This window comes from Ferrimonas aestuarii, from assembly GCF_005116665.1.
In the GTDB taxonomy this organism is placed as follows: Bacteria; Pseudomonadota; Gammaproteobacteria; order Enterobacterales; family Shewanellaceae; genus Ferrimonas; species Ferrimonas aestuarii.
The window spans coordinates 77,792-103,828 of sequence record NZ_SWCJ01000005.1 but is presented as its reverse complement, the minus strand read 5'-3'; the positions used below and the strand labels follow the sequence as shown (position 1 = coordinate 103,828).

The 26,037-nt window shown below is 52.3% G+C and carries 21 protein-coding genes and 1 tRNA gene; 2 read left to right on the top strand and 20 right to left on the bottom strand.

Annotation, left to right across the window (positions count from 1 at the left end; translation table 11 throughout):
- Nucleotides 1–51 precede the first annotated feature (51 nt).
- The 11 genes from truB to rlmE form a co-directional block, all read right to left on the bottom strand.
- Nucleotides 52–996 (bottom strand): tRNA pseudouridine(55) synthase TruB, encoded by a 945-nt coding sequence (gene truB / locus FCL42_RS09340; protein WP_136863144.1) that lies wholly within the window; start codon nucleotides 994–996, stop codon nucleotides 52–54.
- A complete protein-coding gene (rbfA, locus tag FCL42_RS09335; protein ID WP_136863143.1) occupies nucleotides 996–1,406 on the bottom strand; it encodes a 30S ribosome-binding factor RbfA in 411 nt (136 codons plus the stop codon). Before rbfA ends, truB begins: the two co-directional genes overlap by 1 nt.
- Nucleotides 1,407–1,444: 38 nt before the next feature.
- A complete protein-coding gene (gene infB, locus FCL42_RS09330) occupies nucleotides 1,445–4,093 on the bottom strand; it encodes a translation initiation factor IF-2 (protein WP_136863142.1) in 2,649 nt (882 codons plus the stop codon).
- Nucleotides 4,094–4,118: 25 nt separating this feature from the next.
- Nucleotides 4,119–5,621 (bottom strand): transcription termination factor NusA, encoded by a 1,503-nt coding sequence (nusA, locus tag FCL42_RS09325; protein ID WP_136863141.1) that lies wholly within the window; start codon nucleotides 5,619–5,621, stop codon nucleotides 4,119–4,121.
- A gap of 28 nt (nucleotides 5,622–5,649) precedes the next feature.
- A complete protein-coding gene (gene rimP, locus FCL42_RS09320) occupies nucleotides 5,650–6,105 on the bottom strand; it encodes a ribosome maturation factor RimP (protein ID WP_136863140.1) in 456 nt (151 codons plus the stop codon).
- A gap of 484 nt (nucleotides 6,106–6,589) precedes the next feature.
- Nucleotides 6,590–6,675 (bottom strand) — tRNA-Leu (locus FCL42_RS09315).
- Nucleotides 6,676–6,683: 8 nt separating this feature from the next.
- A complete protein-coding gene (gene secG / locus FCL42_RS09310) occupies nucleotides 6,684–6,986 on the bottom strand; it encodes a preprotein translocase subunit SecG (protein ID WP_136863139.1) in 303 nt (100 codons plus the stop codon).
- 5 nt (nucleotides 6,987–6,991) lie between these two features.
- Complete coding sequence (gene tpiA, locus FCL42_RS09305; protein ID WP_136863138.1) at nucleotides 6,992–7,774, bottom strand: triose-phosphate isomerase; 783 nt, start codon at nucleotides 7,772–7,774, stop codon at nucleotides 6,992–6,994.
- A gap of 171 nt (nucleotides 7,775–7,945) precedes the next feature.
- Nucleotides 7,946–8,779, bottom strand: coding sequence for a dihydropteroate synthase (folP, locus tag FCL42_RS09300; RefSeq protein WP_136863137.1), 834 nt, complete (start codon nucleotides 8,777–8,779; stop codon nucleotides 7,946–7,948).
- Nucleotides 8,780–8,848: 69 nt separating this feature from the next.
- A complete protein-coding gene (gene ftsH, locus FCL42_RS09295; protein ID WP_136863136.1) occupies nucleotides 8,849–10,780 on the bottom strand; it encodes an ATP-dependent zinc metalloprotease FtsH in 1,932 nt (643 codons plus the stop codon).
- Nucleotides 10,781–10,822: 42 nt separating this feature from the next.
- On the bottom strand, nucleotides 10,823–11,455 hold the full coding sequence (gene rlmE, locus FCL42_RS09290; RefSeq protein WP_136863135.1) for a 23S rRNA (uridine(2552)-2'-O)-methyltransferase RlmE: 633 nt from the start codon (nucleotides 11,453–11,455) through the stop codon (nucleotides 10,823–10,825).
- A gap of 132 nt (nucleotides 11,456–11,587) precedes the next feature.
- Here rlmE and yhbY point away from each other — a divergent pair, with 132 nt between their 5' ends.
- Nucleotides 11,588–11,890, top strand: a complete 303-nt coding sequence (gene yhbY / locus FCL42_RS09285) for a ribosome assembly RNA-binding protein YhbY (protein WP_136863134.1) — start codon at nucleotides 11,588–11,590, stop codon at nucleotides 11,888–11,890.
- A 131-nt stretch (nucleotides 11,891–12,021) separates the two neighbouring features.
- Here the strand turns inward: yhbY and greA are convergent, their stop codons facing one another.
- The 9 genes from greA to dnaK form a co-directional block, all read right to left on the bottom strand.
- Nucleotides 12,022–12,498 (bottom strand): transcription elongation factor GreA, encoded by a 477-nt coding sequence (gene greA / locus FCL42_RS09280; RefSeq protein ID WP_136863133.1) that lies wholly within the window; start codon nucleotides 12,496–12,498, stop codon nucleotides 12,022–12,024.
- Nucleotides 12,499–12,665: 167 nt separating this feature from the next.
- On the bottom strand, nucleotides 12,666–15,887 hold the full coding sequence (carB, locus tag FCL42_RS09275) for a carbamoyl-phosphate synthase large subunit (protein WP_136863132.1): 3,222 nt from the start codon (nucleotides 15,885–15,887) through the stop codon (nucleotides 12,666–12,668).
- Between the two features lie 22 nt (nucleotides 15,888–15,909).
- The gene (gene carA, locus FCL42_RS09270; protein ID WP_136863305.1) at nucleotides 15,910–17,034 is read right to left on the bottom strand and encodes a glutamine-hydrolyzing carbamoyl-phosphate synthase small subunit; all 1,125 of its coding nucleotides are present in this window, start codon (nucleotides 17,032–17,034) and stop codon (nucleotides 15,910–15,912) included.
- Between the two features lie 204 nt (nucleotides 17,035–17,238).
- Nucleotides 17,239–18,048, bottom strand: coding sequence for a 4-hydroxy-tetrahydrodipicolinate reductase (gene dapB / locus FCL42_RS09265; protein ID WP_136863131.1), 810 nt, complete (start codon nucleotides 18,046–18,048; stop codon nucleotides 17,239–17,241).
- A gap of 79 nt (nucleotides 18,049–18,127) precedes the next feature.
- Nucleotides 18,128–18,739: an FKBP-type peptidyl-prolyl cis-trans isomerase gene (locus tag FCL42_RS09260; RefSeq protein ID WP_136863130.1), complete on the bottom strand. Its 612-nt coding sequence runs from the start codon at nucleotides 18,737–18,739 to the stop codon at nucleotides 18,128–18,130.
- A 96-nt stretch (nucleotides 18,740–18,835) separates the two neighbouring features.
- A complete protein-coding gene (locus FCL42_RS09255; RefSeq protein ID WP_205729247.1) occupies nucleotides 18,836–19,633 on the bottom strand; it encodes a M48 family metallopeptidase in 798 nt (265 codons plus the stop codon).
- 63 nt (nucleotides 19,634–19,696) lie between these two features.
- Nucleotides 19,697–21,637: an alpha/beta hydrolase family protein gene (locus FCL42_RS09250; protein ID WP_136863128.1), complete on the bottom strand. Its 1,941-nt coding sequence runs from the start codon at nucleotides 21,635–21,637 to the stop codon at nucleotides 19,697–19,699.
- Between the two features lie 88 nt (nucleotides 21,638–21,725).
- Nucleotides 21,726–22,865: a molecular chaperone DnaJ gene (gene dnaJ, locus FCL42_RS09245; RefSeq protein ID WP_136863127.1), complete on the bottom strand. Its 1,140-nt coding sequence runs from the start codon at nucleotides 22,863–22,865 to the stop codon at nucleotides 21,726–21,728.
- 85 nt (nucleotides 22,866–22,950) lie between these two features.
- Nucleotides 22,951–24,867: a molecular chaperone DnaK gene (gene dnaK / locus FCL42_RS09240; protein ID WP_136863126.1), complete on the bottom strand. Its 1,917-nt coding sequence runs from the start codon at nucleotides 24,865–24,867 to the stop codon at nucleotides 22,951–22,953.
- A gap of 246 nt (nucleotides 24,868–25,113) precedes the next feature.
- Between dnaK and FCL42_RS09235 the strand changes: the two genes are divergently transcribed.
- Nucleotides 25,114–26,028, top strand: coding sequence for a DMT family transporter (locus FCL42_RS09235; protein WP_136863125.1), 915 nt, complete (start codon nucleotides 25,114–25,116; stop codon nucleotides 26,026–26,028).
- Nucleotides 26,029–26,037 lie beyond the last annotated feature (9 nt).

Sequence of the window (26,037 nt, the reverse complement as noted above, 5' to 3'; positions counted from 1 at the left end):
CTAATTCAGCTCCAGCGGGACGGGGTATTCTAGCGATCTCCGCCGTCAGACTCAACCCTGACTGACGTTAATCAGGCGTTTTGGTGCAACTAGGCCATCGTCATCGATTTCACCCAGTCCTACAAACACCCGCTGCTCACCGACTGTCAGGCGAACCGTGCCCTCTTCAGGTGCTCGTGACACCTGAACTGGCTGACCATGCATGATGTAGCTTGCCACCACTTCGGTCATGTTCACCTCTGGCAAGGTCATTACCGCGGTGTCCATCGGCAACAGCAGTGGATCCAATAGCTCACTAGGTTTGCGGCCCTGATCCAACGCTTGCTGCAGCAAGTTCTCTAGTTGCTCTAGCGACACCATACGCTCGTATGGGTAACCGGCAACTTGAGTGCGACGCAGCACGGTAACGTGAGCACCGCAGCCCAGCAACTCACCCATGTCATCAACGATGGTACGGATGTAGGTGCCTTTGGATACGTGCAGCTCCATCTCAACTTCGTCGTTATCAAAGCGAATCAGCTCCGCTTCGTAGACGTTGATTGGACGAGCTTCACGAGGAACTTCAATACCTTGGCGAGCGTACTTATACAGAGGCTCACCCTGATATTTCAGTGCCGAGAACATGCTTGGCACCTGCATGGATTCACCACGGAAGTGCTCAATGGCTTTCTTAATTTCACCTAGGCTGGTGTTCACTGGGCGCTCACTCACTACGTCGCCATCGGCGTCAGAGGTGGTGGTACGCACACCCAGCTTGGCCACAACGCGATAACGCTTGTCGGCTTCCAGCAGGTATTGAGAAAACTTGGTGGCTTCACCAAAGCACAGCGGCAGCATACCGGTCGCCAGGGGATCCAAGGCACCGGTGTGGCCGGCTTTAGCGGCGTTATAGATACGCTTAACACGCTGCAGCGCGTCATTGGAGGTGATGCCTTCCGGCTTATCCAACAGCACAATGCCGTCGACTAAGCGACCGCGAAAACGGCGTCTACCCATTACTCTTGACCCTCTTCGGACTCATCAGTGCCGTGCTTTTCGGCTTTCGCCTTATCATCGGCAACCACTTTGTTAACCACATTGGTCATGCGAATGCCTTCCACCAAAGAGCTGTCGTAGGTAAAACGCAGTTCTGGGATGGCGCGCATGGTGCGCAGACTGGAAGCCAACAAAGAGCGAATGTAAGGAGCAAGTTCCAGCAACGCATCCATTTGAGCTTTAACCTGCTCAGGCTCGTTATCTAAGAAGGTAACGAACACTTTGGCGTAGTTGAGATCCCGGGAGGTTTCCACGTCATTGATGGTAACCATGCCCAAACGGGGATCTCGAATCTCACGCATCATAATCATCGCCAGCTCGCGCTGAATCTGTTGATTGACACGTTGAGTACGACTGAATTCTCTAGCCATAAAACTTCTGGGGAGGGTTGCCCCTCCCCAGCTCTTAATTACAGAGTACGCTTAACTTCGACGGTTTCGAATACTTCGATCTGGTCACCGACCTTCACGTCATTGTAGTTCTTAACGCCGATACCACACTCCATGCCGTTACGAACTTCGGCAACGTCGTCTTTGAAGCGGCGTAGAGACTCTAGCTCACCTTCGTAGATTACAACGTTTTCACGCAGTACGCGGATTGGAGCGCTACGCTTCACGATACCTTCGGTAACCATACAACCGGCAACCGCACCGATCTTAGGCGACTTAAATACGTCACGTACTTCAGCCAGACCGATGATCTCCTGTTTGAATTCAGGGGCAAGCATACCGCTCATCGCTGCTTTCACTTCGTCGATCAGGTCGTAGATTACGCTGTAGTAACGCAGATCCAGGTTCTCGGTTTCAACGGTGCGACGCGCAACGGCATCGGCACGAACGTTAAAGCCAACCATGATGGCGTTGGACGCCGCTGCCAGAGAGGCGTCGGTCTCGGTGATACCACCCACACCACGACCGATGATGTTTACCTTCACTTCGTCGGTAGACAGTTTCATCAGTGAGTCGGCGATGGCTTCCAGGGAACCCTGTACGTCGGCTTTCAGTACCACGTTCAGCTCGGATACGTCGCCTTCGGTCATGTTGGTGAACATGTTCTCCAACTTGGCCTTCTGCTGACGTGCCAGCTTAACTTCGCGGAACTTACCTTGACGGTGCAGCGCCACTTCACGGGCTTTCTTCTCGTCACGTACTACAGTGGCTTCATCACCGGCTGCAGGTACGCCAGACAGACCCAGAATCTCTACAGGGATAGAAGGACCGGCAGTCTTGATCTCTTTACCGTTTTCATCGCGCATTGCACGAACACGGCCATACTCTAGACCACACAGAACGATGTCGCCCTGGTTCAGAGTACCTTCCTGTACCAGTACGGAAGCGATAGGACCACGACCTTTATCTAGGCGGGATTCAATCACAACGCCGCGAGCCATACCCTCTTTACGGGCAGTTAGCTCAAGAACTTCGGATTGCAGCAAGATGCCTTCCAGCAGCTCGTCGATACCCATACCGGACTTAGCGGATACGTGAACGAACATGTGCTCGCCACCCCAGTCCTCTGGAATCACTTCGTGCTGAGACAGTTCGGTCTTAACGCGATCTGGATCGGCAGTCTCTTTATCCATCTTGTTCACCGCAATCACCAGAGGCACACCGGCCGCTTTAGAGTGCTGAATCGCTTCGATGGTTTGAGGCATTACGCCGTCATCGGCGGCAACAACCAGGACTACCAAGTCAGTGGCTTGTGCACCACGAGCACGCATGGAGGTAAACGCTGCGTGTCCTGGAGTATCCAGGAAAGTGATCATGCCGTTGTCGGTTTCTACGTGGTATGCACCGATGTGCTGAGTAATACCACCGGCTTCGCCATCGGCAACCTTGGCGCGGCGGATGTAATCCAGCAGCGAGGTCTTACCGTGGTCAACGTGACCCATGATGGTCACGACTGGAGCGCGTGGCTCAGAAGCAGCTTCGGTATCACGATCTTCCAGGATGGAATCTTCCAGCTCGTTTTCGTTGCGAAGGATAACCTTGTGGCCCATCTCTTCACACACCAGAGTGGCGGTTTCCTGATCGATAACTTGGTTGATGGTTGCCATGGCACCCATCTTCATCATTACCTTGATCACTTCGGTGGCTTTAACGGCCATCTTGTTGGCTAGGTCACCAACGGTGATGGTTTCGCCCAGCTCAACGTCGCGAACGACTTTCTCAACTGGCTTCTGGAAGCCCTGCTGCATGGAGCTAGGAGTCTTACCACGACCGCGACCACGACCGCGTGGGCCACGGGCGTTACGATCCTGAGAGTCTGCTGCTTTCTTCTTCTTACGACGACGGCCACGCTCTGCTTGAGCGTCGGACGCATCTTCCGCGGCACGAGCAGCGGTCGAAGTGGTTACGTGGTAATCGGCTTGCTCGCGCGCTTTACGCTCAGCTTCCTCTTTTTCCCAACGTTTTGCATTCTCTTCAGCCAAACGCTTAGCTTCTTCTGCTTTCGCTTTGGCTTCTTCTTCGGCTTTACGCGCCGCTTCGGCTTCTTGAGCCGCTTTTAACTTTTCAGCTTCTTGACGTGCGATATCTTCACCGGCCTTTTCTTTCGCCATTAACTTCTCTTGCTCCTCGCGCTTGGCTTTTTCTGCTGCCTGACGCTTCGCCTTCTCTTCAGCTTCACGTTTGGCTTTCTGTTCCGCGTCGCGCTTGGCTTGTTCTTCGGCTTCACGTTTAGCCAGTTCCTCTGCCTCTCGGCGTGCCGCTTCTTCTGCGGCCTGACGGGCTTCTTCTTCCTGACGCTGCTGCTCTTCAACGGCACTACGCTTCACGTAAGTGCGCTTCTTGCGCACTTCCACTTGAACGTCCTTTGATTTGCCTCCACCCGCACTCACGCTCAAAGTTGAACGCTTCTTACGTTGTAGAGTCATGCGGGTCGGTTCATTGCTCCCGCCGTGCTGACCAGCCAAGTGATTAAGCAGAGTTTGTTTTTCCTGCTCAGTCACTGGGTCAGTCGCGCTTTTCTTAATTCCCGCTTCCGCGAATTGAGAAACCAGACGATCTACCGGTTTCCCTACTTCACTGGCGAGTTTTTCTACGGTTAAATCTGCCATCTATTCGAATCCTCCGATTTCCGGCTTAGGCTTCGTCGCTAAACCAGCAAATATTACGTGCCGCCATGATCAGCTCACCGGCTTTCTCTTCGGTCAGCTCTTCGATTTCGCTCAGGTCATCCACACCTTGCTCGGCCAGATCTTCTAGGGTGATAACACCGCGAGAAGCCAGAACAAATGCTAGGTGACGCTCCAGACCTTCCAGATTCAGCAGGTCTTCTGCTGGCTCGGCGCCGTCTAGGGCTTCTTCATCAGCCAGTGCTTTGGTGGTCAGTGCTGCTTTAGCACGCTCACGCAGCTCTTCAACCATGTCTTCTTCAAAGCCATCGATGTCGAGAAGTTCGCTGATTGGCACATAGGCGATCTCTTCTAGGCTGGTAAAGCCTTCGTCAACCAGAACTTCTGCGAACTCATCGTCGATGTCTAGGTTGTCCACGAACAGGCTAATCAGGCGGTCAGATTCTTCCTGGTGCTTCTTAGCCATGTCATCGGTAGTCATGACGTTCAGTTCCCAGCCGGTAAGCTGAGACGCCAGACGTACGTTTTGACCGTTACGGCCAATGGCTTGAGCCAAGCTATCTGGTTCTACGGCAACGTCCATGCTGTTGGCATCTTCGTCAACCACAATGGAGCCCACATCGGCAGGTGCCATCGCCTTGATCACGTACTGAGCAACGTTGTCGTCCCACAGCACAATGTCGATGCGCTCGCCGCCCAGTTCGCCAGAAACGGCTTGAACACGGGCACCACGCATACCAACACAGGCGCCGACTGGGTCGATGCGCTTGTCATTGCTCTTCACGGCGATCTTGGCGCGAGAACCTGGATCACGAGCGGCGCCCATGATTTCGATCATCTCTTCGCCAATCTCTGGCACCTCAATGCGGAACAGTTCGATCAGCATCTCAGGCTTGGTGCGGCTCAGGAACAGCTGAGCACCACGAGACTCTGGACGTACGGCGTACAGCAGCGCACGAATACGGTCACCTGGACGGAAGTTCTCGCGAGGGAGCATCTCTTCACGGTACAGGATGGCGTCGGCGTTGTTACCCAGATCCAGAATCACAGAATCACGGTTAACTTTCTTAACCACACCAGTCACCAGCTGACCTTCCTTATCGCGGAACTGGTCAACAATCAGGCCACGCTCAGCTTCACGTACCTTCTGTACGATAACCTGCTTCGCGGTCTGAGTGGTGATGCGGTCAAACTTCACAGATTCAATCTGCTCTTCTACGTAATCGCCAGCTTCGATGGTGTCGTCTTCGTACATGGCACGCGCAGCGGACAGAGACAGCTCACGGGTTGGCTCTTCCATCTCAGCGTCGTCTTCCAGCACCAACCAACGACGGAAAGTGTCAAACTCACCGGTCTTGTGGTCGATCTCAACACGAACTTCGATTTCGATTTCGTACTTTTTCTTGGTAGCGGTCGCCAAGGCCGTTTCAAGGGCCTCGAAGATCTTCTCGCGCGGCAGTGCCTTTTCGTTACTTACCGCTTCGGCGACTAATAAAATTTCTTTGCTCATGGGTCAGCCTCGTTTCACCCTGAAACTATCAGAACTTAGCAACCAGGTGGGCTTGGCGCACGTTCGCTAAAGCCACTTCCTGATCGGTACCTTTTACCGACAAAGTGATCATCTCGCCCTCTACGGCCTTGATCTCACCTTGTAATTTTCTTTTGCCTTCAACCGGCATGTTCAGAAGCACAAACGCCTCTTCGCCGATAAAGCGTTGATAGTGTGCCGTTGAAAACAACGGACGTTCGATGCCTGGAGAGGAAACCTCTAGGTTGTATTCGGTGCTGATTGGATCTTCTACATCCAGAACTGCGCCAACCTGACGACTAACCTCTGCACAGTTATCTACTGTGATGCCATTCTCGTGGTCGATAAACACTCGCAGTGTTGAGTGACTACCGGCACGTACAAACTGAATACCAACCAGCTCAAAGCCCAAGGCTTCAACCGGTTCCTGCAACATTTCGGTTAAGCGTTGCTCTAGCGTTGCCATTGCGCCTCTCCCTACAAACGAAAAAAGGGCATAAAGCCCTGTTATCTATAGCACTCAAGCCGATACAAACAATAGAGTAATTCATTGATTTACTTCTATTTAATCGACTCAACTGCTCTATCAATCCCAACGGACAGATAACAAAAAGCCCCGAGCTAAAACGGGGCTTAAAGTGCGCTGTACCCTGTTTGGGATGATGAAAATCATCGAACCATTCACAGGGAATAGCCCACCGCCTCCGCCGCGGCCTTCTCGGTAACAACTATCAGGCTAAGCTGATAACGGAGAGTGGTGCGACACTGGGTGTCGCCGCTCACTGCGAAGCTTTATCGAAAGCTTAGTCAGTGTAGCTGATTCAAGCCGAAATGCGTGGCATCTGCTTGAAAATCGATGGCGCTTATTATACTGACCCACCCTAGTGGGCGCAACACAACAAGTCCTTGAAACGCAAAAAAGGCCGATTTAATAATCGACCTTTTTTATTTGGTGCCGAGAGCGGGACTTGAACCCGCACGTCCATAGGACACTACCCCCTCAAGATAGCGTGTCTACCAATTCCACCACCTCGGCTAAAACTGTTACTGCGGCAGGTCGTCTTGTACCGGCTGCTCTACTTCGATGGTTTCGAAGTCGCTAACGTTGTCACTCTTGTGAGACGACATGTTACCGATAGACAAGCTCAGTACAAAAAACAACACGGCACAGATGGCGGTTGCGCGGGTCAGGAAGTTACCTGAGCCACCAGAGCCAAACAGGGTGCCAGATGCGCCAGCACCGAAGGAGGCTCCCATATCTGCGCCTTTGCCTTGCTGGATAAGTACCAGGCCAATAATAGCCAAGGCAACCACCAGATATGAAACCATCAAAACCGTATAAAGCATGTTGCTTATTCCGCATTCATTGCGATGTCACACAATGCCATAAACTCACTGGCATTGAGGCTAACACCGCCAATCAAACCACCGTCCACATCAGGCTGAGAAAATAGATCTGCCGCATTGCTGGGCTTCACGCTGCCTCCGTAAAGGATGCGAATTTTCTCGCCGATAAAGGGCGACACTTCAGATAACCGTTGCCTAATAAAGGCATGAACTTCTTGTGCTTGTTCAGGGGTAGCACTTTTACCCGTGCCTACAGCCCATAACGGCTCGTAAGCGATAATGGCATTATCAAACGCCATTGTCCCTACTCTTTCGATCACTGCATCCAGTTCGCCTGCAATCACCTCAAAGGTGCGACGGGCTTCTCGAGCGGCGAGGGACTCACCAACACAGAGAATGGGAGTTAACCCTAATTTCTGTGCCATTTCAAATTTATTTGCAACGATGTCGCTAGTCTCGCCATACATACGACGACGTTCAGAGTGACCAATGATCACGTATTTGCAGCCAAATTCACGCAGCATGGAAGCCGAAACTTCACCGGTGTAGGCACCAAATTCGTGATGACTCACATTCTGTGCACCTAAGCGCACTAAGCGACCATCAAGCTCCTGCTTACTGTTTTCCAGCAGCTGTGAAGCGCTTTCCAAGTAAACCGTAGGAGGGCAAATGACCACCTCGGCAGAGTCGTCTTTTAAGCGACTGAATTTTTTCATCAGTTCCTGAGCAAGCTGGCGAGATCCATTCATCTTCCAGTTGCCTGCGACCATAGGGCGTCGTAATGCCATACATCTCTCCTGTGAAAGCGGGCGAGATAATATCGAACCCATAAATAAGTTACAAGTCCGAACCCGCCAAATTCCAAGTTTGCTGGTTTGAATGCTTCTATTTTGTACCAGCAGCTTTAAATATCTGATTCTTTCGAGGAAACACTGTCCTCTCTTCCCAGAGAGGCTAAGTTACCTCTGAGCCTGAGTCACTTCCAATACACGAAGCACATCTTGGGTCTCACGCACATCGTGAACCCGGATAATGCTGGCCCCTTGCTGTGCACAGAGTAGCGCTCCCGCCAAGCTGGCAGCAAGCCGCTCCGAAGTATCTCGGCCCAGCAAATTACCAAACATGCTTTTTCGGCTTAAGCCCGTTAATAGCGGCAAGCCTAAATCAGTAAAACCGCTCAGTTGCGCCAACAGTTGATAGTTGTGTTCTAAGGTTTTGCCAAAGCCAAATCCTGGGTCCAGTAGCAACTGCTCTCTGGGAATTCCTGCTTGTACGCAGGCTTCTATTCGTGCTTCAAAGAATCCACGAATGTCTCCCATGAGATCATCATAGATTGGGCTGTGCTGCATGGTACGAGGCTGCCCCTGCATGTGCATCAAGCATACTGGCACCTGAAGCGCTGCCGCGGTGCTCAAAGCATGGGGCTCCTGCAGAGCGCGTACATCATTGATAAGCCCGGCACCGGAGGCTACCGCCTCACGCATCACCTCAGCCTTACTGGTGTCAATGGAGATCACCACATCCAGGTCCGAACTGATGGCTTCTATGACTGGCAATACTCGATTGAGTTCCTCCTCCAAGGCCACGTCAGGTGCACCGGGCCGAGTAGACTCACCGCCAATATCTAGAATTTTGGCTCCGTCGTTCACCATCTGACGAGCTTGCTCTAGCGCTGCATCTAAATGATTGAACTTGCCACCATCGGAAAAGGAATCAGGCGTCACATTGATGATCCCCATCACCACTGGTGAACTCAGATCCAACAAGCGACCACCGCAATCGAGTTTCATCATAGTCTCCATAAAAAAAGTCCCGCAATTTGCGGGACTTAATATTAACTTACTTAGGCCAACAGAGGGCGATTATTTCGCTTCCGCTTCGCTGCCATCGATGGCAGAAGGCTTGGTTTCCTCCTCCACCTTGGAGCCACCGGTAGGCGTATCGTCCGAGCTGTCGTTGCCAGAGGTCCAATCCGCAGGTTCACGCACTTCGCGGCGCTCCATCAGATCATCAATCTGCTTGGCATCAATGGTCTCGTACTTCATCAGCGCATCGGTCATGGAGTGCAGGATGTCCATGTTGTCCTCAAGGATGCTCAAGGCACGTTGATAGTTACGGTCGATGACGTCCTTCACTTCTTCGTCGATCATCTTCGCCGTTTCGTCAGACATGTGGCTAGCCTTGGCCATGGAGCGACCGAGGAACACCTCACCATCTTCTTCGGCGTAGTTCATCGGACCTAAACGCGATGACAAGCCCCACTGGGTTACCATCTTACGGGCGATGTCGGTCGCACGTTCAATGTCGTTACTCGCCCCCGTGGTCACCTTATCGGCACCGTAGATCACCTCTTCGGCAATACGGCCACCATACAAGCTTGAGATCATCGATTCCAGATGCTGCTTAGAGTGACTCCAGCGGTCCTGCTCTGGTAGATACATGGTCACACCCAAAGCTCGACCGCGAGGAATAATAGAGACCTTGTACACCGGATCGTGCTCAGGCACCATCCGACCCACAATGGCGTGACCGGCTTCGTGATACGCGGTCATCTTCTTCTCTTCCTCGGTCATCACCATGGAACGACGCTCTGCGCCCATCATGATCTTGTCTTTGGCTTTTTCAAACTCTTCCATCGACACCAGGCGACGGTCAGAACGAGCCGCGAACAGCGCCGCTTCGTTCACCAAGTTCGCCAGGTCGGCACCGGAGAACCCAGGGGTACCACGGGCAATCAGATCCGCAGCCACATCTTCTGCCAGCGGCACTTTACGCATGTGCACTTTCAGAATCTGTTCACGACCACGAACGTCTGGCAGACCAACAGTTACCTGACGGTCGAAACGACCAGGACGCAGCAGCGCAGGGTCCAGTACGTCAGGACGGTTAGTCGCGGCAATCACGATAATGCCTTCGTTACCTTCAAAGCCGTCCATCTCAACCAGCATCTGGTTCAAGGTCTGCTCACGCTCATCGTGACCACCGCCTAAACCGGCACCACGTTGGCGACCCACGGCATCAATCTCATCGATAAAGATGATGCAAGGAGCAGACTTTTTCGCTTGGTCAAACATGTCACGAACACGGGAAGCACCCACACCCACGAACATCTCAACAAAGTCAGAACCGGAAATGGTAAAAAACGGTACCTTAGCTTCACCGGCAATGGCTTTCGCCAGCAAGGTTTTACCCGTACCTGGAGGACCAACCATCAACACGCCAGTAGGGATTCGGCCGCCCAGTTTCTGGAACTTGGTTGGGTCACGCAGGTAATCCACCAGTTCGCCCACTTCCTCTTTGGCTTCGTCACAACCGGCCACGTCGGCGAAAGTGGTTTTAATCTGGTCTTCACCCATCAAGCGTGCCTTGCTCTTGCCGAAGGACATGGCGCCTTTCCCGCCACCGCCTTGCATCTGACGCATGAAGAAGATCCACACGGCAACCAACAGCAGCATTGGGAACCAGGAGATAAAGATTTGAGCCAGCACGCTTGGCTGCTCAGGTGGCAGACGACTGATGTCCACGTTTTTGGTGATCAAGTCATCAATAAGTTTGTCGTCGTAAGCTGGCATGTAGGTGACAAACTGGTCACCATTACGGGTCTTACCAGAGATGGTAATCCCATCCTCCTGGAACTCAACCGCAGGCACTTGGCTATTGCTGTACGCTTCAACGAAATCGGTATAGCTGATGACGTTGCCCTGGGTTCCCCCTGGGTTTACGCCTTTGAAGACCGACATCAATACGACAGCGATTACCAACCACAAAATTAGATTTTTCGCCATATCACTCAAGGTAGAGAACCCCGCAAATTCCTTGGTTTATCTGAAACAAGCTTACAACTTGTAGCCGCTTGCCACAATGTAGACCTCTCGTGAGCGCGCTCGGGAGGAGTCTGGTTTACGAATTTTTACAACTTTAAAAGCTTTACGTACTTCCGCTAGGTATTGATCAAAGCCTTCGCCCTGAAACACCTTCACCACGAAGGCACCGTTTGGCGCCAATACTTGGTGACACATGTCGAAAGCCAGCTCTACCAAGTACATGGAGCTAGGTTGGTCCACCGCCGCCGAACCGGAAAAGTTCGGTGCCATGTCCGACATCACCACATCAACCTTAGTATCGCCCACCTTCTTAAGCAGCGCATTAAGCACCGCTTCTTCACGGAAGTCCCCCTGCAGGAAATCGACTCCTGCGATTGGGTCCATCGATAAAATGTCGCAAGCGATCACCATGCCATCGAGGCCAACCTCTTGCACAGCGTACTGAGACCAACCGCCAGGGGCCGCCCCCAGATCCACCACGGTCATGCCGGGCTTCAATAATTTATCTTTACCTTGGATCTCTTCAATCTTAAAAGCGGCTCGAGATCGAAGACCTTTTTTCTGTGCTTCTTTAACGTATTGATCGTCAAAGTGCTCTTTCATCCAGCGTGTGGAACTGGCGCTGCGTTTTTTCTTACCGGCCATAATTCTCCAGACCGTTGATGACGAATTTGTCTTACATCGAAGTGTATCACTTCGGTAAGAATTAGTATTACGCTATAGATGGCGTTAGAATACGCGCTTTTCAAGTCCCGCAACCAAAAAATGAGTGGCCTAATGAGTCAATTAACTACCAAGCAGAAGCAGTACCTTAAGGGTTTGGCCCACAACCTAAAGCCGGTAGTACTGTTGGGCGGCAACGGCCTCACCGAAGGGGTGATGGCTGAAATTGAAGTTGCCCTGTCTCACCATGAGCTGATCAAGGTTAAGGTCGCCAGCGAAGACCGCGAAGTAAAGCGTGCCATTATGGACGCCATCGTTCGTGAATCTGCTGCCGCCCAAGTCCAAGTGATCGGCCACATTTTGGTGCTTTACCGCGAGTCGGAAAAGCGCAAAATCGAGCTACCTAAAGCTCGCTAAGCGATAACGCTTGTCTCACATTCCGCTTCGGCGAAATGTCGAAGCATAAGTTACTAAAAAAGCCGCACTTATTGCGGCTTTTTTTGTAAGTGAGTGATTTTACCTAAAACCACTCGCTTAACGCTTCGGTTTTACTTGTACTCGACTTCGATGATCTCGTACTCAATGTCACCACCTGGCGCTTTTACGATCACAACGTCGTCCAACTCTTTGCCAACTAGGGCACGAGCAATCGGAGAGTTCACCGAAATCAGGTTGGCTTTCAGATCCGCTTCGTCGTCACCCACGATGCGGTAAGTCACCTCTTCGTCGGTTTCTACATTCAAGATGCTAACGGTGGCACCGAAAATCACTCGGCCATTGTTAGGGATCTTAGTCACATCAATAATTTGAGCCACAGACAGCTTGCTTTCGATATCGCGAACTCGCGCTTCACACAAGCCCTGCTCTTCGCGAGCCGCGTGGTACTCGGCATTCTCTTTCAGATCACCCAGCTCTCGAGCTTCGGCGATCGCGATGGAGATGGCTGGGCGCTTAGTGTGCTTCAAGTGATCCAGCTCTTCACGTAGCTGCTGAGCACCGACAACGGTCATAGGAACCTGAGACATATTTTCTTTCCGTATTTGTCCAGCCAAAACGCCTCTAGGCCAAGGTTTGCTTGGCAAATTCAGGTCATTTTGGGGGAGAGTAACCAATCGTTTGATAGACCGATTGTAATAAGAAAACGCCGATAGGTCATCCCTATCGGCGCTTTTAGTTCAACGAAAGATGATGCTTAGTTCACACTACGCTGGTGAAGCTCCTGTACTGAGTTCACATTGCCCCGGTCGTCGGCGGTATGAGCCAAACAGGTAGCAAAGGCAGCATTAAGCGTGGTGGTGTAGTTCACCTTGTGCTGCAGTGCGCCGCGACGAAGATGCTTAGAATCCTCAATCGCTTGGCGGCCTTCAGTGGTGTTCACAATGTAGGTGTACTCGTCATTCTTGATGCGATCCAAGATGTGAGGACGACCCTCGTGAATTTTGTTAACCAAGCGCGGGTTGATACCGGCTTCCCCTAGCGCAACTGCGGTGCCGTGGGTGGCATCAAGCTCATAGCCCAGTTCAATCAGCTTGGCAGCTAGGTCAGCCACTCGGGCTTTATCACCCTGACGTACTGACAACAGGGCACGGCCAGACTTAGGCACATCCTTAATGGCACCCAGCTGAGCCTTAGCATAAGCTTCGGCAAAGGTATCACCGACGCCCATCACCTCGCCGGTAGAGCGCATCTCAGGCCCCAGCAGTGGATCCACACCTGGGAACTTGTTAAACGGCAGCACCACCTCTTTCACCGAGTAGTAAGGTGGAATCACCTCTTCGGTGAAGTTTTGCTCCGCCAGAGATTTACCAGCCATAACTCGAGCGGCCACTTTCGCCAGCTGAACGCCGGTCGCCTTAGAGACAAATGGCACGGTACGAGCAGCGCGTGGGTTCACCTCAATCAGGTAGATTTCGTTGTCCTTAACCGCAAACTGCACGTTCATCAGACCGATTACTTGCAGCTCCAGAGCCAGCTTGCGAACCTGTTCGCGCATCTGGTTCTGAATCTCTGGGCTCAGCGTATATGGAGGCAGGGAGCAACCCGAATCACCGGAGTGAACGCCTGCTTGCTCGATGTGCTCCATGATGCCGCCAATCACCACGGTTTGGCCGTCGCACACGGCGTCAACATCAACCTCGGTGGCGTCATCCAAGAAGCGGTCCAGCAGAACGGGTGACTCGTTGGATACCGATACCGCTTCGTTGAAGTAGCGGCGCAGATCCTGCTCGTCGTACACAATCTCCATGGCACGGCCACCTAGGACGTAGGATGGACGAACCACCAGCGGGTAACCGATGCGCTCGGCGTCGATAACCGCCTGCTCCATGTTGGTTACTGTGCTGTTTTCTGGTTGCTTAAGGCCAAGGCGCTCAACGGCATGTTGGAAACGCTCGCGGTCTTCAGCGCGGTCGATGGCATCTGGGCTGGTACCAATGATTGGCACGCCCGCCGCTTCCAGTTCGCGAGCCAGTTTCAGTGGCGTTTGGCCACCGTACTGCACAATCACGCCTTTAGGCTGCTCGACTCGCACAATCTCCAGTACGTCTTCCAGCGTCACCGGCTCAAAATAGAGGCGATCAGAGGTGTCGTAGTCGGTAGAAACGGTTTCAGGGTTACAGTTCACCATGATGGTCTCGTAACCATCTTCGCGCATCGCCAGTGCCGCATGCACACAGCAGTAGTCAAACTCGATGCCTTGGCCGATACGGTTAGGGCCACCACCAATCACCATGATCTTCTCTTTGTCGGAAGGCTGGGATTCGCACTCCTCCTCATAGGTGGAGTACATGTAGGCGGTATCGGTGGAGAACTCAGCGGCGCAGGTATCCACACGCTTGTAGACCGGGAAGATCTCCAGACGCTGGCGCAGTTTGCGCATCTCAGCTGCAGCGCAGCCAAGCAGTTTCGCCAAACGGGCGTCGGCGAAGCCTTTGCGCTTCAGCTTGCGCATAAAGTCGTAATCCAGACCGGCAATGCCTCGCTCTTTCACCTCTTCCTCAAGGCGAATCAGCTCTTCCAGCTGCACTAGGAACCAGTTGTCGATGCCGGTCAGGCGGTGAATGGCCTCCATGGACAGCCCGGCACGGAAAGCGTCGGCCACGTAGTAGATACGGTCACAGCCCGCTTCTTGCAGCTCATAACGAATCTTAGCCAGAGAGTCGTTGTCATCCAGGTTGACCACAGGGTCAAAACCAGTCATGCCAGTTTCTAGGCCGCGCAGGGCTTTTTGCAATGACTCTTGGAAGGTGCGGCCGATGGCCATCACTTCACCCACCGACTTCATCTGAGTGGTCAGGCGGTCGTTGGCACCGGCAAACTTCTCAAAGTTAAAGCGCGGCACCTTAGTCACCACGTAATCGATGGATGGCTCGAACGACGCTGGGGTTGCGCCACCAGTGATGTCGTTTTGCAGCTCATCCAAGGTGTAACCGACCGCCAGCTTGGCCGCCACCTTAGCAATCGGGAAACCGGTCGCCTTAGAGGCCAGCGCCGAGGAGCGAGATACACGAGGGTTCATCTCGATGATAACCAGACGGCCATCTTTCGGGTTGACCGCCCACTGTACGTTGGAGCCGCCAGTTTCCACACCAATCTCACGCAGTACGTTCATCGAAGCGGTACGCATCAGCTGGTACTCTTTGTCGGTCAGCGTCTGTGCCGGCGCAACGGTGATGGAGTCACCGGTGTGAATGCCCATTGGGTCAAAGTTTTCGATGGAGCAGACGATGATGCAGTTGTCGGCACGGTCACGCACCACTTCCATCTCATACTCTTTCCAGCCAATCAGGCTTTCATCAATCAGCAGCTCATTGGTCGGAGACAGATCCAGACCATTGGTGCAGATCTCTTCGAACTCTTCACGGTTGTAGGCAATGCCGCCACCGCTGCCGCCCATGGTAAAGGACGGACGAATGATGCATGGGAAACCAACCTGTTCAAGAACCGCATTGGCCTCGTCCATGTTGTGGGCGATGCCAGAGCGTGGAGTCTCTAGGCCGATGGACTTCATGGCCACATCGAAGCGGGCACGGTCTTCGGCTTTATCGATGGCATCGGCGGTAGCGCCAATCATCTGAACGCCAAACTCTTCCAGTACGCCGTGCTTCTCCAGATCCAGTGCGCAGTTCAGAGCCGTCTGGCCTCCCATGGTCGGCAGTACCGCGCAGGGACGCTCTTTGGCGATGATGTTGCGCACCACCTCCCAGTGAATCGGCTCGATGTAGGTGGCATCGGCCATCTCTGGGTCAGTCATGATGGTGGCCGGATTCGAGTTCACCAAGATAACGCGGTAACCCTCTTCGCGCAGGGCCTTACACGCCTGAGCGCCAGAGTAGTCAAATTCACAGGCTTGACCAATAACGATTGGTCCAGCGCCTAAAATCAGAATGCTTTTTAAGTCGGTACGTTTTGGCATTGTTCTATCTCTTCACGCTCTATTATTGTGCCGATTGGCGCGTTTGCATCAGTTCGATAAAGTGATCGAACAACGGAGCCGCATCGTGAGGGCCTGGGCTTGCTTCCGGGTGTCCCTGGAAGGAGAACGCTGGCTTATCGGTGCGATGGATGCCCTGTAAAGAGCCATCAAACAAGCTGCTGTGGGTCGCCTTCAGATTGGCTGGCAGGGTAGCATCGTCTACGGCAAAGCCGTGGTTCTGAGCGGTGATCATCACCTTACCAGACTCCAGGTCTTTCACTGGGTGGTTGCCGCCATGGTGGCCAAACTTCATCTTGATGGTCTGAGCGCCAGACGCCAGCGCCAATAACTGATGGCCTAAGCAGATGCCGAACACCGGAATTTCCGTTTCCAGAATCGAGCGAATGGCTTCGATGGCGTAGTCGCATGGCTCTGGATCTCCTGGGCCATTTGACAAGAAGATGCCATCGGGATTCATCGCCAGCACTTCGGAGGCCGGAGTTTGCGCCGGGACTACAGTCACATCACAGCCACGGTCAACCAGCATGCGCAGGATGTTTTGCTTAACGCCGTAATCGTAAGCCACCACTTTGAACTTAAGCTCATCTTCAGGCGTGTCACTTGGCAGGCCGCCTTTTAGCTTCCAAGTGCCATTGCGCCAGCTGTAGGACTCGCTCACCGTTACCTCTTTCGCCAGATCCATGCCTTTTAGGCCGGGGAAGGCTTGTGCCATCTCCAGTGCCTTAGCTTGGTCTAAGTCGATACCGGTCATGATGCAGCCCGCTTGAGCGCCTTTCTCTCGCAGTACTCGCGTCAGCTTACGGGTATCGATATCGGCAATGCCTGCGATGTTGTGCTGTTTTAAGTAGTCGGAAAGGGAAGATTGGTTACGGAAGTTGGAGGCCAGTGCGGGGAGATCGCGAATGATGAGGCCGGTAGCGTGAATAGAGGAGGATTCGACGTCTTCGGAGTTGGTTCCGGTGTTCCCTATATGAGGATAAGTTAGGGTAACAATTTGACGCGAATAGGAAGGATCAGTCAGTATTTCTTGATAGCCAGTCATAGAAGTGTTAAAAACGACTTCTCCGACAGCAGATCCTTCGGCACCTATAGATGTACCTAAGAAAACTGTGCCGTCCTGGAGCATTAATAGGGCAGTTTTTTTCAACTTGACCTCCCACCAGATTGTTTATAAGTTATTGTTTTACGTAAAGTACAGACGTAATTCCTCAACCCGCCAAACCGCAAAAATTGGATTTTTGGCAAATTGCGGCGATTATAAAGACCTAAATCACATTTGTATATAGCCAGGCAGTAAAAAAGGGCCAAAAAGCCCTCTCTTTATTTCAAACTACTTCAAACCCAGCACATTCTGCATGTCGAACAAACCGTTCGGCTGAGCGGACAACCATAAGCTTGCCCTCATGGCGCCATTGGCGAAGGTCATCCTGCTGGACGCCTTGTGGGTTATCTCCAGCCGCTCGCCAATATCAGCGAATAGCGCCGTGTGCTCACCAACAATGTCACCGGCACGAATGGTGGAAAATGCGATGGTGTCACGCTCTCGTTCGCCACTGATGCCCTCTCGACCGTAGATGGCACACTGCTCCAGATCGCGACCTAAAGTATCGGCAATCACTTCACCCATCTTCAAGGCGGTGCCCGACGGCGCGTCTTTCTTATAGCGGTGGTGGCCTTCAATGATCTCGATGTCGGTGTAACTGCCCATCACCTCGGCGGCAGTCTCAAGCAACTTAAACAGCAGGTTTACGCCAACGGACATGTTGGGCGCCAACATAATAGGTAGGTCCTGCGCATATTCGCCGATGCGCTCTTTCTGATGACTGTTAAAGCCAGTGGTGCCAATCACAATGGGCTTTTGATGTTCACAACACCACTGAATCAGTTCAATGCTCGACTCTGGGTTAGTGAAATCGATCAGAACGTCAAAATCCTCAGCCACCAAATCCAAACTGTCCACTAGGGTTACGCCGATGTTGCCATGACCCACGAGATCGCCGGCATCCACACCCAACAGTTTGGAGTTCGGGCGTTCCACCGCCGCCCCAAGGCGAATTTGATGATGCGCTAATGCCGCTTCTATTAGGGTTCTTCCCATACGACCACTGGCCCCAACGATTCCTACGCGGATTGCATCCATCGCCTTTTTTCTCCTAAATAATTGTGATACTGGTCAATTTTACTCCAAAAAAAAGGGAAGCCAATGCTTCCCTTAATCTTTATTTGATTTCGAGCAACTCAACCTCGAAAACCAACGCTGCGTACGGTGGAATGGCACCGCCAGCACCGCGCTCGCCGTAGGCCAGGTGGTGTGGGATGTACAGTTTCCACTTAGAGCCAACGCCCATCATCTGCAGTGCTTCGGTCCAGCCAGCGATAACGCCACCCACTGGGAATTCAGCAGGTTGGCCACGCTCTACGGAGCTGTCGAATACGCTGCCATCAGTAAAGGTACCGTGGTAGTGACAGCTAACGGTGCTCTCAGCAGTTGGCTTGTCACCATTACCTTCAACCAGCACTTCGAACTGCAGGCCAGACTCGGTAGTGGTCACGCCATCACGCTTGGCGTTGTCAGCCAAGAAGGCTTCGCCTTCCGCTGCTGCGGCTTTGGCTTGCGCTTCGCGCTGCTCGTTCAAACGCTCGGAGATAACCGCAAACGCTTGCTGAAGGTCGGCCATCTCAACGGCACTGGCTTTGCCTTCAAACGCATCGGCCAGACCCTGCTGTACGGCAGAGATCTCGATACCTTCAAAGCTGTTTGCTGCTAGCTGCTCGCCCATCTGACGACCAACACCATAACTGGCTTTTTGCTCTACTGAGTCAAACTTCATGATTCAAAGTCCATTACAAAAAATGTCAACGGAGTGTATCACTGCCGATGCACTTAATACCAATGCAATTCGGGCTAATCGGAGCTGGCACAGTCATTAGCTTGGTTGTTTGCAGCTGCGTCGCTTGCCTTGTTGCACCGCCTGCTTATATAGAGGCTGCACTTTGGGCTGCAAATTCTTCAGATCGCTGATGCGAGTGCTGTGAGAGGGATGAGTGGACAACAGCTCCGGTGGCGCACTGCCGCCAGAGGCTTCTGCCATGTTGTACCACAGCGCTACGGCTTGGTTTGGATCAAAGCCGGCTCGTGCCATCAGATCCGCGCCGACCACATCGGCTTCACTCTCCTGAATGCGGCCATAAGGCATCAATACGCCATATTGAATAAAGGCGCCTGCAGCTTGCTGATAAAGCCCTGCATTGGCGTTGCCTGACAGCAATACGCTGGCCAACTCCAGACCCGCATTGGAAAGCTGCGAGCGCGATACCCGCTCATTGCTGTGATTCGCCAGCACATGCGCCACCTCATGACCCATGACCGCTGCCAGTTGATCCTGATTTTGCGCCACATTAAGTAGGCCGGTATACACGCCGATGTTGTTACCCGGAAGAGCAAAGGCATTAACCTGCTCGGAATCAAACACCACCACCTCCCAATCGCTCGGCTGCTGGCCTAGTGCAGTGATAATGCCATCGGCAACGCACTGCACATATTGATTGGTGGTTTTGTCTTCGGAGATAGGCTGTTGCTGCTTCATCTGCTCAAAAGACTGATCGCCCATTTTCGCCATGTCGCTACCGGAGAATAACAGCATCTGATTCCGTCCAGTTGGCGATTGATGAGTCGCACAGGAGGTCAGCAGTAACCCCAGTGCTATCGCGATAGACCGCTTCATAATTTTCTCCATAAAAAAGGGACGCCTGCGCGTCCCTATAGAGTATCGATTACAACACTGAATTTACAGATTTAGGTGTTTTTCCAAAAAGCTGACCATATTTTTATACACTTCAGCGCGGTTTTCTGAGTTGAAGAAACCGTGGCCCTCTTTATCCAACTCAATCCACTCGTAAGGGTGGTCATTCTGGTTCAGCGCTTTACGCAGATCTTCGGCGTGTTCAATGGGCACCCGCTCATCTTTACCACCGTGGATAAGCATGACCGGCGCTTTGAGTTTGTCGATGTTGTACACCGGCGAAAACGCTTTCATATTGGCGTTATCTTCCCCAATAACGGTCTTTAAATACTCCCGCCCAGAGCGACGAGTTGGGATGTCACCCACGTCGTACATCAACTCCAGGTCGTAAACTCCAGCAAAGCCGATGGCACATTTATAAAGATCCGGTGCCAAAATTGAAGATTGCAGCGCCGAGTACCCTCCGAAGGAGCCACCGTAGATGCAGATGTTGTCTTTATCAGCAATGCCTTTATCAATAAGGTGACGAGTGGCATCGATGATGTCGTATTGAATCTTGCTGCCCCAGTTACGATATCCCGCCTCTTCAAACTCGCGACCATAGCCGCCAGAGCCGCGGAAATTCACCTGCAGTACCGCCACCCCTTGGCTGGCAAACATCTGGGTTTCGCGATCATACTGCCAATAATCTCGAGGACCGTGTGGCCCACCATGGGGGTTAACCAGCAGTGGCAGATCTTTCATCTCCTTACCTGCAGGCACCGTGAGGTAGCCGTAGATGGTCATGCCATCGCGCGCCTTAAACTGAATCGCTTCAACCGTAGCGGATTGCTTAGGGTCGACCCAATCTCGACTGCCCAGCAACTTGCTGACCTGCTGAGCTTTGGCATCGTACAAGTAATAGCTGCCAGGATTGATATCGCTGTAGGCGTAAACCACCGACAGATCACCATCGAGGGTCTGACTCGCCAGTGCCACCTGATGACCAGGGAAAGCCTGCAGTAGCCCTTTTAAATTGGCACTTTCTTTGGCCTTGGGGTCAACAAACACATAACTTGGGTAATCTGGCTCCACTTCGAGCGCATACAGAGAGCGACCATCAGCACTGAACCACATGTTATGAGGGTCAACCACCTTGTCACGATAGATAAGTTTCTTAGCACCGGTTTTCAAGTTCATCTTCATCAGACCGTAGGTGCTGGCCTCAGTGTTGTCGAGAATGTAAACCTCATCATCACTGGCAAAAGAAACCGGAATCACCTTACCATCTGATTCGTCCTCGGTATAAAACAGCTTCCAGTCATCTCCTCGCTTTTCGCGATAATGCATGGCCAGCTTGCCGTTTTTATCCTCACCAATGACAAAACGCACTTCACCATTTTGGTCGCTCATAAACTGGGCATAGGAAACTGGAGAGAAGGCCACCTTTTTACGCTTACCATTAAACACATTCAGCTTAAATACCGTCGCCTTCTTATCACCTTTGTTATCCATAGGCACGGAGCTGATTAGGATGTATTTTTCATCTTCTGGGAGTGGGTCAATCATGTAGCCCCAAGCCCGCAGTGGCGTTCCATGGCGCTTCAGGTTGGTACCCGTGCCGCCGGCCATGTTGTGACCAAAGATATAGGCACCTTTGCTGCCATCATAGTTGATGGACATCATCTCACCGTAGTACAAAGGCTCTTCGGTCCACCCTTTCTTATAAACCTTGGTAACCACAAGGCGCTCGTTGCTGGCCCAATAGTAATCACCCACTTCAGCACGCTCGCCAAAGTGGATACTGGTGGTAGGTTTAAAGTCTTTACGTCGAAGCACCACCACTTGCTTTTTCCCTTTAATGATCACCTCCATCGCAAGGTAATCACCTTCAGGAGAGATCTTAATTGACTGAGCTTTGTCAGGGCGAGCAAAGTCGTCAATGGTGGGGGTTTTCGCTAAGGTAGGAAAGGCAAAAAGGCTGACGAGCAGCAAAACCCATCTCATGTTTCATCCTTGATAAGAAAATGTGAACGCCATTAAAGCAAAAAAAAGCCGCTATAAAAAGCGGCTTTTTTAAATGGTATTCAGTGACTTAGCTGGTTAAGTCGTCGAAAAACTTCTTAACTCCGTCGAAGAAGCCTTGGGCTTTAGGGCTGTGTTTCTTCGAAGCGCCTTCCATGGTTTCATCGAATTCACGCAGCAACTCTTTCTGACGCTCGGTCAGATTCACTGGGGTTTCAATGATCACCTTACAAATCAGATCACCCACTGCATGGCTGCGCACGGACTTCACGCCCTTGCCACGCAGACGGAACATGCGCCCAGTCTGAGTTTCCGCAGAAACCTTTAGGTTAACGCGGCCATCTAGGGTCGGCACTTCAATTTCTCCGCCCAAAGCGGCAGTAGAGAAGCCAATTGGCACTTCGCAATACAAGTTGTTGCCATCACGCTCAAAGATCGGGTGGTCTTTCACGTGCACCTGAACGTACAGGTCGCCACTAGGTGCGCCCATCTCGCCCGCTTCACCTTCACCAGACAGACGAATGCGATCGCCGGTATCAACACCTGCAGGGATCTTCACATTCAGGGTTTTGGTCTTCTCAACGCGGCCCTGACCATGACACTTGTTACAAGGGTCTTTGATCACCTTACCTTTACCATGACAGGTAGGACAGGTCTGGTTTACCGCAAAGAAACCTTGGCGCATCTGTACCTGGCCTTGGCCATGACAAGTACCACAAGTTTGAGCGCTAGAGCCCTTCTTGGCGCCGCTGCCATCACAGCTGTCACAGCTGGTCAGAACCGGAATGCGGATCTCTTTAGAAACCCCTTTCACCGCCTCTTCTAAGGTTAGCTCCATGTTGTAACGCAGGTCGTTACCACGGGATGGACCTTGGCGACCACCGCCACGACGGCCACCGCCAAAGATATCGCCAAACACATCACCGAAGATGTCTCCAAAGTCACCGCCACCGCCATGGAAGCCACCGCCACCACCTCGGTTAGGATCGACACCGGCGTGACCAAATTGGTCGTAAGCGGCGCGCTTCTCGGAGTCGGTCAGAATCTCGTAAGCTTCTTTAACCTCTTTAAAGGACTCTTCCGCCTTGGCATCACCTGGGTTGCGATCCGGGTGATACTTCATCGCTAGGCGCTTATAGGCCTTTTTGATATCTCGCTCGCTGGCATCCCTCGCCACACCAAGCACTTCATAGAAATCGCGTTTGGACATATCTCTAGCCAATAGTTTGTTAGCAAAAAACGGGCGGCCGGTTTCACCGAACGCCCGTTGCTTTAATTCAGTAGGACGTTAAGAATTACTTCTTGTCGTCTTTCACTTCTTCGAATTCAGCGTCAACCACGTCATCCTGTGGCTTAGCTTGCTGCTCGCCCGCTTCCGCGCCGCCTTGAGCTTGCTGAGCTTGGGCTTGAGCCAGCTCCATCAGCTTTTGAGAGGCTTGAATCAGCTCTTGGGTCTTAGCTTCAATGGCTTCCTTATCGGTGCCTTTGGTCGATTCTTCAACCGCTGCGATGGCCGCTTCGATCTTCTCTTTCTCGTCAGCAGCCAGGGCTTCGCCCGCTTCTTCGATCTGCTTGCGAGTGGCGTGGGCCAGACCGTCAGCTTGGTTGCGAGCCTGAACCAGCTCTTCAAACTTCTTGTCTTCCTCAGCGTTGGCTTCAGCGTCGTTCACCATCTGGTTGATCTCGTCATCGGACAGACCGGAAGATGCCTGAATGGTGATCTTCTGTTCTTTACCGGTGCCTTTATCTTTCGCAGATACGTTCAAGATACCGTCAGCGTCGATGTCGAAGGTCACTTCGATTTGTGGCAGACCACGTGGAGCCGCTTGGATGCCTTCTAGGTTGAAGTTACCCAGAGACTTGTTGGCGCCCGCTTGCTTACGCTCACCCTGAAGTACGTGGATGGTTACCGCAGACTGGTTGTCTTCCGCAGTAGAGAACACCTGAGACTTCTTAGTTGGGATGGTGGTGTTCTTCTCAATCAGAGAAGTCATCACGCCGCCCATGGTCTCAATACCCAGAGACAGAGGAGTTACGTCCAGCAGCAGTACGTCTTTCACGTCACCGGCCAGTACGCCACCTTGAACAGCAGCACCCATGGCTACCGCTTCGTCAGGGTTCACGTCTTTACGTGGCTCTTTACCGAAGAAGTCAGCTACCGCTTTCTGCACCATAGGCATACGGGTTTGACCACCAACCAGAATCACGTCTTGTACGTCAGATACAGACAGGTCAGCATCACGCAGAGCCACTTTCAACGGCTCCAGAGAGCGCTGAACCAGCTCTTCTACCAAAGCTTCCAGCTTAGCGCGGGTTACTTTGATGTTCATGTGCTTAGGACCAGAAGCATCTGCAGTTACGTAAGGCAGGTTCACTTCGGTCTGCTGAGCAGAAGACAGCTCAATCTTGGCTTTTTCAGCGGCTTCTTTCAGACGCTGCATCGCCAGAGGATCGTTCTTCAGGTTGATGCCCTGCTCTTTGTTGAACTCTTCAACCAAGTAGTTGATCAGGCGGTTATCGAAGTCTTCACCACCTAGGTGAGTGTCACCGTTGGTCGCCAGTACTTCGAAGGTCTTTTCGCCTTCAACGTCGTCAATTTCGATGATGGAGATATCGAAAGTACCACCACCTAAGTCGTAAACAGCGATGATGTTGTCGCCAGTTTTCTTGTCCAGACCGTATGCCAGCGCAGCCGCAGTTGGCTCGTTGATGATACGTTTTACTTCCAGGCCAGCAATGCGACCGGCATCTTTAGTTGCCTGACGCTGAGAATCGTTAAAGTAAGCCGGTACGGTAATTACCGCTTCGGTCACTTCTTCACCTAGGTAATCTTCAGCAGTTTTCTTCATCTTTTTCAGAACTTCTGCAGAAACCTGAGGCGCAGCCATCTTCTTACCCTTGGCTTCAACCCATGCGTCACCGTTGTCCGCTTCAACAATTTTGAACGGCATGATGTCGATGTCGCGCTGCACCACTTCGTCTTTAAAACGACGACCGATCAGACGCTTGATTGCAAACAGGGTGTTGTGAGGGTTAGTTACCGCCTGGCGCTTAGCCGGCTGACCTACCAAAGTCTCATCATCGGTGTAAGCAATGATAGAAGGAGTAGTACGATCGCCTTCTGCGTTCTCAATTACTTTTGGCTTGTCGCCATCCAGGATAGCCAAGCAAGAGTTAGTGGTACCCAGGTCGATGCCGATGATTTTGCCCATCGATAGCCTCCAAAATGCGTTTAATTCTAATGCGAAAATATTGCGTTAACCCATATTTGGGGTTGGTTCTAACGCCTTTCAAGGGGAATGATTAAAAAAATTTCCCCGCCGATGTCAGGGATATGGGGACAAGCAGAGAAAAACCAATCGAAAATCGAAAAAAATATGATCTAACGCTTAGAAAATCGACATTGTATACAATATTATATCCATCCCGATGTTTCGTGTTTTTGATGTAGTACTCGAATGGTTAAGAATCAACGCCGTGCCATGCTGTATGGCATGGGGGCGGTATTGGCGTGGTCGACGGTCGCCACCGCCTTTAAGCTCTCTTTGCAACACCTAAGCCCCAGCCAACTGCTGCTGTATGCGGCCATTGTCTCCTGTGTTGCTCTGGGGATAATCGTGGTGTCTCAACGAAAAACCCACAAACTGTGGCTGCAATTCCAAGCCACGCCGTGGATGTATCTGCAAAGCGGCCTGCTTAACCCCTTCCTTTACTATCTGGTGTTGTTTGCCTGTTATGACCTGCTGCCCGCTCAGCAAGCCCAACCACTGAATTACACCTGGGCGATTCTATTCAGCCTATTAGCCGTTCCCATGTTGGGGCAAAAGCTGAAACGCTGGGACATTCTCGCTGCGGTGCTGGCCTATGGCGGCGTGGTGGTGATCGCCACCGGTGGCAGGTTGATGGATTTCGAGGTGGGCAGTTACTTAGGATATGGCTTGGCGCTGCTTTCAACGCTGCTGTGGTCGCTGTACTGGATTGTGAATACCAAAGACAAGGGCGATGCCACCGTCAGTTTGCTACTGAGCTTTATGATCGCCTTACCGTTTATCTTTGCTACCAGCTGGTATCGAGATGGACTCGTGCTACCCAGTCCAGAAGGGCTATTAGGCGCCGCCTACGTGGGTCTATTTGAGATGGGCTTTACCTTTGTGCTGTGGCTTAAGGCAATGAAATCCGCCGAGCGCACCGCCCCCATAACCAACATGGTGTTCCTATCCCCTTTCCTGTCGCTGTTTTTCATCAGCACCTTTGTGGGCGAGTCCATCGAAAAAGCCACCTTTATGGGGCTGGCACTGATTGTGATGGGATTGCTGTGCCAGCAGCTGGGGCCAAAACTTCGAGAAAAGCCAGCCCTGTCTCCCGAAGCTTAGAGGTTTCTG

What these genes read in the sequence shown, in the direction of transcription:
- carB (WP_136863132.1), bottom strand. Translation starts at nt 15,887, where the DNA reads ATGCCAAAACGTACCGACTTAAAAAGCATTCTGATTTTAGGCGCTGGA.
- FCL42_RS09255 (WP_205729247.1), bottom strand. Translation starts at nt 19,633, where the DNA reads ATGAAGCGGTCTATCGCGATAGCACTGGGGTTACTGCTGACCTCCTGT.
- folP (WP_136863137.1), bottom strand. Translation starts at nt 8,779, where the DNA reads ATGATGAAACTCGATTGCGGTGGTCGCTTGTTGGATCTGAGTTCACCA.
- nusA (WP_136863141.1), bottom strand. Translation starts at nt 5,621, where the DNA reads ATGAGCAAAGAAATTTTATTAGTCGCCGAAGCGGTAAGTAACGAAAAG.
- truB (WP_136863144.1), bottom strand. Translation starts at nt 996, where the DNA reads ATGGGTAGACGCCGTTTTCGCGGTCGCTTAGTCGACGGCATTGTGCTG.
- infB (WP_136863142.1), bottom strand. Translation starts at nt 4,093, where the DNA reads ATGGCAGATTTAACCGTAGAAAAACTCGCCAGTGAAGTAGGGAAACCG.
- FCL42_RS09250 (WP_136863128.1), bottom strand. Translation starts at nt 21,637, where the DNA reads ATGAGATGGGTTTTGCTGCTCGTCAGCCTTTTTGCCTTTCCTACCTTA.
- carA (WP_136863305.1), bottom strand. Translation starts at nt 17,034, where the DNA reads ATGCTCCAGGACGGCACAGTTTTCTTAGGTACATCTATAGGTGCCGAA.
- rimP (WP_136863140.1), bottom strand. Translation starts at nt 6,105, where the DNA reads ATGGCAACGCTAGAGCAACGCTTAACCGAAATGTTGCAGGAACCGGTT.
- rlmE (WP_136863135.1), bottom strand. Translation starts at nt 11,455, where the DNA reads ATGGCCGGTAAGAAAAAACGCAGCGCCAGTTCCACACGCTGGATGAAA.
- tpiA (WP_136863138.1), bottom strand. Translation starts at nt 7,774, where the DNA reads ATGGCATTACGACGCCCTATGGTCGCAGGCAACTGGAAGATGAATGGA.
- FCL42_RS09235 (WP_136863125.1), top strand. Translation starts at nt 25,114, where the DNA reads ATGGTTAAGAATCAACGCCGTGCCATGCTGTATGGCATGGGGGCGGTA.
- FCL42_RS09260 (WP_136863130.1), bottom strand. Translation starts at nt 18,739, where the DNA reads ATGAAGTTTGACTCAGTAGAGCAAAAAGCCAGTTATGGTGTTGGTCGT.
- dapB (WP_136863131.1), bottom strand. Translation starts at nt 18,048, where the DNA reads ATGGATGCAATCCGCGTAGGAATCGTTGGGGCCAGTGGTCGTATGGGA.
- yhbY (WP_136863134.1), top strand. Translation starts at nt 11,588, where the DNA reads ATGAGTCAATTAACTACCAAGCAGAAGCAGTACCTTAAGGGTTTGGCC.
- dnaJ (WP_136863127.1), bottom strand. Translation starts at nt 22,865, where the DNA reads ATGTCCAAACGCGATTTCTATGAAGTGCTTGGTGTGGCGAGGGATGCC.
- dnaK (WP_136863126.1), bottom strand. Translation starts at nt 24,867, where the DNA reads ATGGGCAAAATCATCGGCATCGACCTGGGTACCACTAACTCTTGCTTG.
- greA (WP_136863133.1), bottom strand. Translation starts at nt 12,498, where the DNA reads ATGTCTCAGGTTCCTATGACCGTTGTCGGTGCTCAGCAGCTACGTGAA.
- rbfA (WP_136863143.1), bottom strand. Translation starts at nt 1,406, where the DNA reads ATGGCTAGAGAATTCAGTCGTACTCAACGTGTCAATCAACAGATTCAG.
- secG (WP_136863139.1), bottom strand. Translation starts at nt 6,986, where the DNA reads ATGCTTTATACGGTTTTGATGGTTTCATATCTGGTGGTTGCCTTGGCT.